This window comes from Mucilaginibacter rubeus (genome assembly GCF_003286415.2).
GTDB lineage: Bacteria > Bacteroidota > Bacteroidia > Sphingobacteriales > Sphingobacteriaceae > Mucilaginibacter > Mucilaginibacter rubeus_A.
Genome location: NZ_CP043450.1, coordinates 6,802,132 through 6,815,282, shown reverse-complemented (window position 1 = coordinate 6,815,282; position 13,151 = coordinate 6,802,132). Strand labels below are relative to the sequence as shown.

General features: G+C 42.3%; 13 protein-coding genes. All 13 read left to right on the top strand.

Going from position 1 to position 13,151, the window contains the following annotated elements; genetic code table 11:
* The first annotated feature begins 5 nt into the window (after positions 1 to 5).
* The 13 genes from DEO27_RS27755 to DEO27_RS27695 all read left to right on the top strand — a co-directional run bounded on the left by DEO27_RS27755 (position 6) and on the right by DEO27_RS27695 (position 13,033).
* Positions 6 to 2,117 (top strand): copper-translocating P-type ATPase, encoded by a 2,112-nt coding sequence (locus DEO27_RS27755; protein WP_223266070.1) that lies wholly within the window; start codon positions 6 to 8, stop codon positions 2,115 to 2,117.
* Positions 2,118 to 2,136: 19 nt separating this feature from the next.
* On the top strand, positions 2,137 to 2,640 hold the full coding sequence (locus tag DEO27_RS27750; protein WP_112571225.1) for a GNAT family N-acetyltransferase: 504 nt from the start codon (positions 2,137 to 2,139) through the stop codon (positions 2,638 to 2,640).
* 18 nt (positions 2,641 to 2,658) lie between these two features.
* Entirely contained in the window at positions 2,659 to 3,087 is a 429-nt protein-coding gene (locus DEO27_RS27745) for a hypothetical protein (protein WP_112571227.1), read from the top strand.
* A gap of 60 nt (positions 3,088 to 3,147) precedes the next feature.
* Positions 3,148 to 3,735: a c-type cytochrome gene (locus DEO27_RS27740; protein ID WP_112571229.1), complete on the top strand. Its 588-nt coding sequence runs from the start codon at positions 3,148 to 3,150 to the stop codon at positions 3,733 to 3,735.
* A 471-nt stretch (positions 3,736 to 4,206) separates the two neighbouring features.
* A complete protein-coding gene (locus DEO27_RS27735; RefSeq protein ID WP_129567791.1) occupies positions 4,207 to 4,392 on the top strand; it encodes a hypothetical protein in 186 nt (61 codons plus the stop codon).
* Between the two features lie 473 nt (positions 4,393 to 4,865).
* The gene (locus tag DEO27_RS27730; protein WP_112651672.1) at positions 4,866 to 5,240 is read left to right on the top strand and encodes an HYC_CC_PP family protein; all 375 of its coding nucleotides are present in this window, start codon (positions 4,866 to 4,868) and stop codon (positions 5,238 to 5,240) included.
* A 125-nt stretch (positions 5,241 to 5,365) separates the two neighbouring features.
* Positions 5,366 to 5,788 (top strand): hypothetical protein, encoded by a 423-nt coding sequence (locus tag DEO27_RS27725; RefSeq protein WP_112571233.1) that lies wholly within the window; start codon positions 5,366 to 5,368, stop codon positions 5,786 to 5,788.
* A 39-nt stretch (positions 5,789 to 5,827) separates the two neighbouring features.
* Positions 5,828 to 6,088: a heavy metal-binding domain-containing protein gene (locus DEO27_RS27720; protein ID WP_112571235.1), complete on the top strand. Its 261-nt coding sequence runs from the start codon at positions 5,828 to 5,830 to the stop codon at positions 6,086 to 6,088.
* 60 nt (positions 6,089 to 6,148) lie between these two features.
* The gene (locus DEO27_RS31915) at positions 6,149 to 7,423 is read left to right on the top strand and encodes an efflux RND transporter permease subunit (RefSeq protein WP_112571237.1); all 1,275 of its coding nucleotides are present in this window, start codon (positions 6,149 to 6,151) and stop codon (positions 7,421 to 7,423) included.
* Positions 7,420 to 9,312 (top strand): efflux RND transporter permease subunit, encoded by a 1,893-nt coding sequence (locus DEO27_RS31910; protein ID WP_112571239.1) that lies wholly within the window; start codon positions 7,420 to 7,422, stop codon positions 9,310 to 9,312. The genes DEO27_RS31915 and DEO27_RS31910 overlap by 4 nt, the downstream gene beginning before the upstream one ends.
* Before the next feature lie 2 nt (positions 9,313 to 9,314).
* The gene (locus DEO27_RS27705; RefSeq protein ID WP_112571241.1) at positions 9,315 to 10,550 is read left to right on the top strand and encodes a TolC family protein; all 1,236 of its coding nucleotides are present in this window, start codon (positions 9,315 to 9,317) and stop codon (positions 10,548 to 10,550) included.
* On the top strand, positions 10,525 to 11,793 hold the full coding sequence (locus tag DEO27_RS27700; RefSeq protein WP_112571243.1) for an HlyD family efflux transporter periplasmic adaptor subunit: 1,269 nt from the start codon (positions 10,525 to 10,527) through the stop codon (positions 11,791 to 11,793). The genes DEO27_RS27705 and DEO27_RS27700 overlap by 26 nt, the downstream gene beginning before the upstream one ends.
* A complete protein-coding gene (locus DEO27_RS27695; RefSeq protein WP_112571245.1) occupies positions 11,786 to 13,033 on the top strand; it encodes an efflux RND transporter periplasmic adaptor subunit in 1,248 nt (415 codons plus the stop codon). Before DEO27_RS27700 ends, DEO27_RS27695 begins: the two co-directional genes overlap by 8 nt.
* Positions 13,034 to 13,151 lie beyond the last annotated feature (118 nt).

Here is a 13,151-nt window from a genome sequence, read left to right as displayed (position 1 = left end):
CAACAATGAAAGATATTCACAAAGATCATCCCGGGGATATGAATAACATATCATCACCCCATAAACATGAAAATCAAGCCTCAGAAGCGACATTAAACAAAGACCCTATGGGGCATGGCAAACACGCTGCGCAAGCCGGTATGGGGATGGCGGGCCATGATCATCACGCTATGATGATCGCTGATTTTAAGAAACGGTTTTATGTTGTTTTGGCGTTAACTATTCCCGTAATGTTGCTTTCTATGCAAATTCAACAATGGCTGCGCCTTGATCTACATTTTGTCGGTTCCAATTACCTCCTGTTTGGCCTGTCAACCGTCGTCTTTATTTATGGTGGATGGCCGTTTTTGTCTGGATGGTTTAGTGAATTGAAAGCAAAAAATCCGGGTATGATGACCTTAATCGGTTTTGCGATAAGCGTAGCTTATATCTATAGTGCAGCAACCGTATTTGGTTTGAAAGGAATGGACTTCTTTTGGGAACTGACAACGCTGATCCTAATCATGCTCTTAGGGCACTGGATTGAAATGCGTTCAGTTGCCGGGGCATCGAGGGAATTAGAGTTGCTGGTACAGTTGATGCCTGCTGAAGCGCATTTGATTGATGGTAAAAACACAAGCGAAGTTAAAACCGATAGTTTAAAGTCGGGTGATCTGATCTTAATCAAACCGGGTGAAAAAATTCCTGCTGACGGCATTATTGAGGATGGGGAAAGTTACCTCAATGAGTCTATGCTAACGGGAGAGTCTACTCCGGTGCAAAAATCCAAAGGACAGGACGTCATCGCAGGTTCTGTAAATGGCAACGGTTCATTACGGGTAAGAGTAACTCATAGTGGCGAAGATTCTTATTTGTCCAAAGTAATTACCCTGGTTAAAAATGCCCAGGATGCAAAATCCAACACGCAGCTATTAGCCGATAAAGCAGCAAAATGGCTGACCATTATCGCGCTTATAGCAGGTATCGGCACTTTTGCCTTTTGGCTGGCAGATGGTAAAGACCTGGCCTTTGCCATGGAAAGAATGGTTACGGTCATCGTTATCTGCTGTCCCCACGCTTTGGGGCTTGCCGTTCCGCTTGTAGTAGCAAAATCGACCTCTCTTTCTGCGAAGCATGGCTTGCTCATTAAAAACAGGACCGCATTTGAAAACTCCCGAAAGATCAGCACGATTGTTTTTGATAAAACCGGAACCCTTACGGTGGGAAAATTTGAAGTGGCCCGGGTACTTGTGATCGACCATCAAAGCAATGACCATCAAAAATGGGAAAATGAAATGCTGCGAATTGTCGCCGCGCTGGAGCAAAATTCAGAGCATCCTATTGCCACAGGAATTCTTGCCGAGATCAAGAAACGTTCTTTGGATGTTCCCAAAGCAATAGACTTTCAGGCGATAACAGGTAAGGGCGTGGAAGCAATGGTGGAGGGTAAACACCTCAAGGTAGTAAGCCCCGGCTATCTTAATGAAAAGCATATCGCTTTACCAGAGGGATTTGAGGCTAACGGCAGCGAAACGGTGGTCTTCGTTATAATCAATGAGGTTTTATACGGCTATATCGCTTTATCAGATACGATACGCCCTGAGTCGGCTGAAGCTATACAAACTCTGCATGACAACGGGATCAAATCACTGCTATTAACCGGCGATAATAGTCAAGTCGCTGAAAGTGTAAGCAACCAGTTAAAAATGGATGGCTTTTTTGCCGAGGTTTTACCGCATCAAAAATTAGATAAAATCAAGGAATTGCAGCAAAAAGGTGAGTTCGTAGCCATGACCGGGGACGGGGTGAACGATGCACCGCCGCTGGCTCAGGCAGATATAGGTATTGCGGTAGGTTCCGGCAGCGATATTGCGGCGGAAACCGCAGGGATCGTTTTAGTAAATAGTAATCCCAAAGACATCGTTAGTTTGATCCTGTTTGGAAAGGCGACCTATCGTAAAATGGTTCAAAATCTGGCTTGGGCGACAGGTTACAATGTGGTGGCCTTGCCCCTTGCCGCCGGTGTGCTTTATAACCAGGGTATTGTATTAAGCCCTGCAGTGGGAGCTGTATTGATGACCGTTAGCACGGTCGTAGTGGCCATTAATGCAAGCTTACTAAAAGTAAAACAGTCATAAGTTATTATAGAACAATGGCATGGATTATTCAATTTACATCAGGCCTTTGCTGATCAGCGATGCGGAAAATAATTTGAAGTGGAGTATTGATCCGGAATTGTGGAAATTAACCGGTGAAAGGCCGGAAAAATACATATCTATGGATTTGGAAGTCGCCTGGTTGTCTTATGTGCTCCGAAATACGACAGATAAATGTTTTGCCATATGTCTGAATTTTCCTGACCATCATATAGGGAACATCGAATTAACGAATATTACCGACCAAGAGGCACAATGCAATGTACTTATCGGGGAAAAACTATTTTGGGGTAAAGGAATAGCGGGTAAAGCCTTATCCCTGGTCAGCGACTACGCCTTCTCCTATCTCAAATTAAAACGCCTCTACACAAAAATTTACAGTGAAAATAAGCCTGCACTTTCCCTTTTTAAAAGGTGTGGGTTTATCGCAATTGGATTAGCCGAAAATAATTTTATAAAGCTTACGGTCGATTTAGAAGATCATCAAGTTAAATTGTCTCATTAACTATTTGCTAAAATAAAAATGATAAAAATTTTCAATTTATTTAAAAAAGCGAGGGCTGAACCGCCAGTCGACATAGATTTTCTTTCTTCAAGCTATCTTCGTTATCAGGACAAACAAATTGTAATAAGCCCCCAGACGGACAGCTCAGGTCGTCATGCAGAAAATACAGCCATCAGGGTCAAAACTAACATGCCTGCGAATCCGGGATATAGTGTTTTTATTAATAAGTCTGACGAGAATATTACCGGAGACACGTCTGTCATGCCAATTCCTATGAGCATCGTGCATACCAACAAATATATTACCGTCTTAAAAGGTTTTGGGGTTCACCCGAGCGGAGGTAGATATTCAGATTATGGATTGACAGTACGATGGACCGATCAGAAAATAGAAAAAATAATTTTTCATCTGCACGATAGGGATGTAAACATTGAGTTCAGTAAATGATAGCCGAACTAATACGTACAATATCATCGGCCTCTTTTTAAACCATTAAAAGCTATTGCTATGAATTCAGATCAATTCATCCGTAGACTACTAATCACTAACTTAATTCTGCTATCGGCCATAAAATTTGCATTAGCGCAGGACCCGGTAAAAGGTAAGGCATTATTCATAGCCAACAACTGTAGCACCTGCCATAAAATAGATGAGCAAATGGTGGGGCCGGCTCTAGGCCCCATGGTGACAATGGGACACAAAGAAGATTATTTGATCAGTTGGATACAAAATAATCAGGCCCTTATTGAAAAAAAGAACCCTGAGGCATTGAAGATTTATAATAAATTCAATCAGCAGCAGATGCCGGTGTTCAGTAACCTCACGAATAAGGACGTTAAGGATATCATTTCCTATATAAGAAGCGAGTGGCAAACCATGCAAACCGCTAACAATGATATGCAAGGTAAAGGAAAAACCGGTGAGAGAAAATTATCTGCAGAAAATACCTGGCCAATTATTGCACTAATTATTACCTTGATTATTACGTTCCTCATTATTGTTATGTTAAACAAGACAATAGCTCGGCTGGAAGGCCTGTTGCTCAACAGGAAAAAAGTGTTGCCCAAAAAACAATTTTCAAAAAAGAAAAGATAGGGGGAATTGCCAATCAAAACAGCCTGTTTGTAAAAAATATTATTACGGCTTGAATTTAACGCCGATAACAACGACGATGGAATTGTTGATAACCGCATTATAAAATTTATCAGCGATCAAATAGACATTTTGTCGTCAGGCTTTTCTTAAGCAAGTTTCCAAATGTTTGTCTTTCCTGACTGATATAGGTTGAACTTATTCCCCTGATGTTGCTAAAAAGATTTGCCGGATCATTGATTTGTATTTCTGAGTTCGGTAATAGAAATAATGGCACATCCATTCCTTTTATATTAATTTAAATGACAGCAGAGTTTGGCTTTTATTAAACATTAAATGTGAGCCAGAATTACCTGCAAATAAATCGCCAATTAGCTTAACACGATTATTTAAATTCCTATCAGTTAAATTCTTAAATACTGGAACGACTATTGTTTGTATAAGTGATTACCTTAATAATAAACTGAAAATACCATGAAAAAAATTTGTTGTATGATTGCCCTAGCCGCAATCTCATTTAGCAGCGTTTATGCGGAACCAAACATAAACTCATCTGTGAAAGCCGATGTGTTGCAAACCCATAAGAAAAAAGTTATTCATAAGAAAAAAAAGCCAATGAAAATGAAAAAAGGGACCTCGATGGGTAAAATGAAAATGTAATTGTAACACTGTTTTAAACGCCCCGGCTTACGGGGCTTTTTTATCTACCACTATTGTTGAGAGTCTTTAAGTTCTTTCAACTTGGCTATCATTAATCTGATCTCTGCTTACTGTCTTGTGATAATACCTTTCGCCGCTTCAGCTCGGACTTTCTAGTCGATCTCGACTATTTTTTGGGTAATCTTATTTCCTATTGTGTGATCCAATCGTGTGCGATGGATGTTAATCCGCTACACTCGGTTTGACGAAAGCTATTTATAGTTGTTGTTCAGGTCAAAAAATAGTTTAGTTGCGGCCAGTTTAAAATCATTTATGGCCTTGGTTCATCTCAATTGTTTTATTAAAAATACAGTGTAATTGGCAGTTGGCTCAGCGGATGTGCGTCTATAATTAACTTTCATAAAAGTTCGCTTGGTATAAACTTTTTACTTTATTGTGTGGCAATATTTTTATTCTTTATCTATATTTGTGTGTTGAAAAAAATTATTTCCATATTGCTCGTATTTGCTTATGCAATCTCTGTTTACGGGGTTTCTGTAAATAAATTTTATTGCTGCGGGCAACTTTCAACAGTCAGTATTGCTAAAATCACACAACTGAATTGTCCGAATAAGTCCGATCCATCTTGTTGTAAAACAACTAAACAAGAGTTTAAGATAAAAGACAATCATGTTTTTGCAAAGGCAAGTTCCATTGCGCATATACAGTTCGCCGTAGTAATTGCCGAGTATTTTATCCAAATACCTGCTGAAAGTATAGGCATCAAAAATGCAAGGGCTTATAATAGTCATGCGCCGCCAGCTACTCGGGATGCGCTTTATACGCTGTTTTGTACCTACAGAATCTGATTTCCTTCTCCTCATTTCTTTCGATTTAATTGAGCATAGAGCTCTTAAATCCACCAATCTCTTTTTTTATTAATCAAATTTTGCTGCAAGCCCATGCAGTGAGATACTTACTTAAATTTAAAAAAATGAAAACTATCACATTTTCAATAACATTGCTTGTATTGTTGTTTTCAAAAACACTTGTTCAGGCTCATAGCTTCAATGCTAATAAAATTCTTTCCAATAATACTGCTATTGCCGTCGCTCAACAGCATCAATTAGCTGATTATAAAGTTGTGGACCGAGGCGTCATTATCATTTACGAACGTGAGCGGCCCGGAGGTAAGCTAAATCTTTTTAAACCCGTTGTAACTTATTACTTCAGTTTGAAAGATTCTGAAAAGATATATTTGCTTAACCTGGAAAATTTGAAAAATATATACAGGGACGGTAAAGCTTTCGACTTGATAGATGGCAACTTTAGGACGGATAATGATTTGTTTTTTTACGACCCTTATCATCATCAGTACCGGATCAATTATTATCTCTCAAAAATCAATCATTCTTAAGGGATGCCCGTCTATTTATCCATCTTGAATTAAAAATATATGAAAAAAGTAACCCTGATAGCTGTGGCCATTCTTTTCTCCGGTGCAACGGTGTTTGCTGCTGGCCTGCCTGTCAAAGCTGTATCTGACACGACTAAAACAAAAAAGGTAAAGCCTGTAGCGAAACCTGAGAAAGTACAATACACCTGCGGTATGCACCCGGATGTATTAAGTGAAAAACCTGGCAAATGCCCTAAATGCGGCATGGAACTGGTAAAAAAAGAACCGGCGAAAAAGAAAGCTGAAACCATGAAGATGTAATTCATTTCAATACTCCATCCCGGTAGCCATCAGGATGGAGTATTGATTAAAACCATTAAGATGATCAATCAACTTATTACCCTGTCCTTAAAGAACAGGTATATCGTATTGCTGGTCGCCGTCGCACTTTTTGGATGGGGAACTTATGCCGTGCGTGAAAACCCAATCGACGCTATTCCTGATCTATCCGAGAACCAGGTGATCGTTTTCACCGAATGGGGAGGCCGCAGCCCGCAGATCATGGAAGACCAGGTGACTTACCCGCTGGTAAGCAACCTGCAGGGGATTCCTAAAGTTAAAGCCATCCGGGCCACCTCCATGTTCGGGATGAGCTTCGTCTATATTGTCTTCCAGGATAATACGGATGTTTACTGGGCGCGCAGCCGGGTACTGGAACGGTTAAGCTATGCGCAGCGCTTGCTGCCGCAAGGTATTACCCCAACATTGGGGCCTGATGGAACCGGTGTTGGCCATATCCTGTGGTACACGCTCGATGCCAAAGGAATAGATCTCGGAGAACAGCGGGCCTTGCAAGACTGGTATGTTAAGTTGGGGCTGCAAACCGTGCCGGGCGTTAGCGAAGTTGCTTCTTTCGGCGGCTTTGAAAAGCAATACCAGATCAATATAGACCCGCATAAACTCAATTATTATAATATTCCCTTATCACAGGTGCTGAAAGCTGTTAAAAGCAATAACAATGATGTGGGCGGCCGCAAGTTTGAAATGAACGGCACCGGGTATATCGTCCGCGGCCTGGGCTATATAAAAAACTTGCAGGACGTAGAAAATATTACCATCGGAACCATCAAAACCGTACCGGTCAGGGTAAAAGACGTCGCGACCGTTCAAATGGGCGGCGATCTGCGCCTTGGCATATTCGACCAGAACGGCGAAGGTGAGGCGGTTGGTGGAATTGTCGTGATGCGTTATGGCGAAAACGCCGATAAGGTTATTCATGCCGTAAAGGATAAAATGGCCGATATACAAAAAGGCTTTCCTCCAGGCGTGAAATTTAAAATTGCCTATGACCGGAGTGAATTGATCGAAAGCGCAATCGGATCTGTCAAACATACGCTGATCGAGGAAATGATCACGGTGTCAATCATTGTGATCCTGTTCCTATTGAGTTTGAAAAGTGCGCTCAGTATAATTATTCAAATCCCGATTACCATCGCGGCCAGCTTTATCCTGCTCAATGCCTTTGGTATTAGTTCCAATATCATGTCGTTAACGGGTATCGCATTAGCTATCGGGGTGATCGTAGATAACGGGATCGTTATGGTCGAAAACTCGCACCGGAATTTATCCGCTGCACAAGAAAAAGAAAAGTCATGACTACAGCAGAAAGAATTAGAATTATAGAAGCATCCTGTAAACAGGTGGGCCGTGGTGTGTTCTTTTCCACGCTGATCATTGTCGCTTCCTTTCTCCCGGTATTTATGCTGGAAGGACAGGAAGGTAAACTGTTTGGCCCTTTAGCATGGACAAAAACTTTCATATTGGCTATAGATGCGGTCCTTGCGGTTACGCTGGCCCCGGTATTGATTTCCTTTTTTCTGAAAGGAAAGCTGAGTTCAGACGACCGTAATCCATTGAACCGATTTTTGGAACGCGTTTACAGGCCGATACTCAACTGGTGCATTACCTGGCGCAAAACCACTATAGGTATCAACATCATCGCGCTATTGATCAGCATACCGCTCTTATTGAGTCTTGGTAGCGAATTTATGCCGCCGTTAGATGAAGGAACGATCCTGTTTATGCCGGTTACATTACCAGATGTGTCCAACTCAGAAACCAAGCAACTGCTGCAAATACAGGACCGGATCATTAAAAGTATACCGGAGGTAAAGAATGTACTAGGAAAAGCTGGCCGGGCGAATACAGCAACCGATAACTCGCCGATAAATATGGTGGAAACCATCGTCTTGTTAAAACCCACCAGTGAATGGCGCAAAGGCATCAAAAAGGAAGATATCATCAATGAACTTAACGGAAAATTGCAAATACCGGGTGTAGTGAATGGCTGGACACAACCTATCATTAACCGCATCAATATGCTTTCTACCGGTATCCGAACCGATGTGGGATTAAAAGTTTACGGTCAGAACCTGGATACGATCTATTCTTTGTCTAATCAGATGAAACAGGCTTTGCAGGGTATTAATGGTGTGAAGGATCTTTATGTTGATCCGATCACTGGTGGTAAATACCTGGATATACAAGTCAACAAAGATGCCATAGGACGTTATGGCCTAAGCGTAGATGACGTGAACGAGGTTGTAGAAAGCGCATTGGGCGGGATGAATATCACACCAACGATTGAAGGGCGCAGGCGCTTCAGCGTTAACCTTAGACTGGCACAAGACTACCGGAGTAACCTGGAGGAAATCAAGCGCACCTTGGTTCAAACGATGAATTATGGCCCGATACCGCTGTCTTCCGTTGCAGATATTAAGATCAGCGACGGGCCGGCAATGATCCAGTCGGAAAATGCCTTATTGCGCGGTACGGTATTATTTAATGTTCGTGACCGTGACATGGGAAGTACGGTAAAAGAGGCACAGGACAGGCTGAACACGATGGTGAGAAGCTTACCTAAAGGTTACTTTATCGAGTGGAGCGGCCAATATGAAAACCTGATCCGGGCTGAACATACCTTAAAGCTTATTCTTCCTATTGTACTGGTTATTATTTTTGGCTGCCTGTATTTTGCTTTTCACTCCATCCGGGAGGCCTTTTTTAGCCTGATCAGTATTCCGTTTGCGCTTATCGGGGGCGCTTACATGGTGTATTTCTTTGGCGTGCATTTGTCGGTAGCAGTAGCAGTGGGCTTTATCGCCCTGTTTGGCATAGCGGTAGAGACGGGTATCGTCATGGTAATCTATCTCAATGATGCCATGCAGCAACTGGTCGTATTGAAAGGAAATAGTAAGGTAACCATAACCAAAGAAGATCTTCGGATTTACGTGATGAACGGCGCGGTAAAACGTTTACGGCCTAAACTCATGACGGTTTGTGTGGCTTTGTTTGGCCTGGTACCCGTGCTTTGGGCAACCGGTACCGGCTCCGATGTCATGCTGCCTATCGTGCTGCCGATGATTGGCGGGGTATTAACTTCTTCCACGCATATTTTACTGGTTACCCCATTGATCTTCCTGATGGTCAAAGAATACGAATTGAGGAAACATGGCAAGCTGGAAGTATTGGAGGTAAAGGAATAATTATGAAAACGAAATATCACATCACCTATATAGTGCTTATCTGCTTTGCAAGCCTGACAGCAGAAGCTCAGGTTCAGCGCTTGCCTTTAGACAGCGTACTGGCGCGTATAGCTGCTAATCCTTCTTTGCAGGCGTATGATGAAAAAATCAGGGCACAGGATGCGTATGCTACAGGAGCGAAAAGCCTAGATGCACCAAAGATCAGCGCAGGCCAATACCAAACCCCTTATCAGATCAATCCGAACACGGGGTCCTTTATGATCCAGGCGGAGCAGATGTTCACTAACCCGGCCAAACTGCGGGCCAAAGAAAATTACATGAAGGGAATGTCTAAAGTAACCGCCGAAGACAAGAACTATATGAAAAATCAATTGATCGCCCAGGCCAGGCAATATTATTATGAACGAGTTGTGCTGGAAAAAAAACTGGCTTTATTGCAAAACACACAAAGCCTGCTGGAATATATGCTCAAGGATGCGAATATCCGGCTCACCTATGGTAAGGAAAAGCTGCCGAATATTTACAAAGCCAAAGCAGACTTATATCAGCTGGATAATACGCGAGAACAATTAAACAATGAGATCAGCCAAAAAAACATTATGCTCAACACGCTGATGAACCGTGATAAGCAAACGGTGTTTACTGTCGATACTACTGTCGTTCTGAAAGATTATGAAACTAACGTTACCGATACGGCAAGTCTCGCAAATGCGCGCAGCGACATTAAAGGGATCGACCGGAATATTGATTTACAACAATTGAATGCTAAAATGGAATACAGCAAGCGCAAACCCGATTTTGGTATCCAGGCGGGGCATATGTTTAGCTACGGAGGAATGGCTAACCAGTATATTTTAATGGCTTCTGTCACCATACCTATCGTTCCCTGGGCATCCAAAGAATACAAGGCCAACCTGAAAGGTATCCGGTATGAGGTAGCTGAATTACAGCAAAAGAAACTGGATATGCTGAACCAGGCCGAAGGGCAGCTGGCCGGTTTAAGAACGGATATGAGCAGCAAAAAAAGACAACTCAAAAACTATAACCAAAATATCATTCCTGCCTTGCAAAATACCTATAAAACATCCTTGCTCGCTTATGAACAGAATACCGGCGATCTGCCATCAGTATTGGACGGTATTAAAGGTTTACAGTTGGCCAGGATGGATGCATTAGATCGTTTACAGGAACTTTTACAATTACAGGTAGCTTATGAAAAAGAAAATGAAACCCATTAGGATCATATTGACCGGCCTCCTGTTAATTACGATGCTGATCAGTGCCTGCTCGGATAAAAAGAAGGTCCCAGCTACTGTACAGGTTACAAGCGATATTAAATATACCTGCTCCATGCATCCGCAGATCCTCGAAGATCATCCGGGCAATTGCCCGATCTGCGGCATGGCGCTGGTTAAAAAGTCAGGTCAGGCCGGTGCGCAGGCAGGCATCAGCATGAATACGGTATTGCAACCGGTTAATTCATCCGTAATAGCGAATATTACTGCCATTACCCCGGAAGAAAAGTTAATCCCAACCCAAATCGCGGCCCAGGGATATCTTGATTTTGATAACAGGACATTTAATAACATTGCCGCACGCTTTTCGGGACGTATCGAAAAGCTTTATATCAAATATGCTTTCCAGGAAATCCATACAGGTCAGCGGATCTTTGATATTTACAGCCCGGATATGGTTGTCGCGCAGCAGGACTTAATTTACCTGATAAAGAACTCATCCCAGGAAACAGCTTTGATCAATGCGGCCAGGCAAAAACTTTTGTTACTGGGAATGACAACAGCACAGGTGGAACAGGTCATCAAAAGCGGTAGGCCGTTTTATAGTCTGCCGGTGTACAGTCCTTATGACGGACACGTACACGATATGCCGCATAGTCAAATGACAGATACTGCAAGTACAGAATCTCCATCAGATTTCGCTAACAATCCTCCGCTTTCCATCAAAGAAGGTATGTATGTAGAAAAAGGGCAGAACATTTTTAATGTTGTTAACCCTCATCAGTTATGGGCGATCATTAAGATCGACCGCTCTGCAATTGCCGCCTTAAAATTAAACCAGCCAGTCACGATAACATTGCCGGATATGCCAGGAAAAACGATTAGGGGCAAAGTCAATTTTATTGAACCAACCTTGCAAAACGGTGATAAAACCACCAGCATTCGGGTTTATATTGACAATATGGATCATGCGTTGAAGGTACACAGCCTGGTTACAGCTAACATACAAACCGGGGAAATAAAAGGTTTATGGATACCAAGATCCGCATTACTAGACCTGGGACGAACGCAGGTAGTGTGGCTAAAAAAAGGCGCATTATTTAAGGCTCATCAGGTAAATACGGGGATTGTAAATGGCAATGAAGTACAAATTGTAAAAGGCTTATCTGTTTCAGATAGCCTGGCATCAGATGCTCAATATTTAACAGACAGTGAAAGTTTTATTAAAACATCAGGCAATGAATAACAGGATCAAACAACATATATGGCTAAAAGCATTGCGTTTGTTAGCTTTTTCCTTGCTGATAGCTGCGCTGTTTACCGCCTGTAAACAAAAACCCCAGCAGGTGGCAAAAACGCAAAGTAAGGCTTATTACACTTGTTCCATGCACCCGCAGATACACGAAGATCATCCCGGCAATTGCCCGATCTGCGGGATGAAGCTGATCAAAGTAGAACTTGCCGGGGGCAATAGCAGTACCGACATGAACACGATTAGGTTAACTGCTTCGCAGATCCAGTTGGCCGGTATCCTGACAGATACGGTCCGGGATGAAAATGTCGGAAATGAAAAAACGCTGACAGGGACGGTAACCACCAATGAAAATACAGCAGCAGAATTGAGCGCCAGGATTGCAGGCAGGATACAGCAATTATTTGTGAGAACTACCAGCGAAAAAATATCGGTGGGCCAGCCTATATATTCCATTTATAGCGAAGACCTGCTGGAAGCCGAAAAGGAATACCTATTGGCGAAACAACAGCAAAAAGTACTGCATAATCCGGATGTGGATTATCAGCAACTGATCAGTGCTGCCGAAAATAAATTACAGCTATGGGGCTTATCTCCCGCACAGATCAGGAACTTAGCGGCTCCCGGAAAAGTTTCTGCGACGACAACAATTTTAAGTAAAATTAGCGGCACCGTTAGTGAAATAGCCGTTCATGAGGGAGATTATGTAACCGAAGGGATGTCCATACTCAAAACACAAGCGTTAAACAGCTTATGGGTAGAAGCGCAATTGTATGCTGGCGAAGCCGGGAATTATAAGGTGAATGACCAGGTTAGTGTTTCATTTCCTGACCTGGGAGGACAGGTTATTGCCGGTAAGATTGAGTTTATTAACCCTGAATTATCTGATGCGTCCAAAGTGGATTTGATCAGGATCAGTATTCCTAATCCGCAGGACTTAATAAAGCCTGGTATGTTGGCCTATATCACTATTGGCGGGACAGGTAACCGTTCTTTAGCTATACCTGCTTCTGCTATTTTAACTGATGGCAAGGGCAGCAAAGTATGGGTCAGAAATACGGATGGCAGTTTTTCACCTAAAATGATTATAACAGGTTCGGGAAACCAAACTTATTTACCCATAGTTTCAGGTTTAAATCCTGGTGATAGGGTCGTTACACAGGGTGCTTATTTGTTGAATAGTGAAGCTATTTTTAAAAATGGTAGCGATAATATGGCTGGTATGAAAATGTAATCTCGAATAAGGAATCAACAGCGAAAGATTGTCTAATCGAACTGAATCTTTTTAACTGCTGGTTATTCAACTTTGGTTGCCGCCAGTCTGCGGAAAGTTAAGAAAAAATGGCAATAGT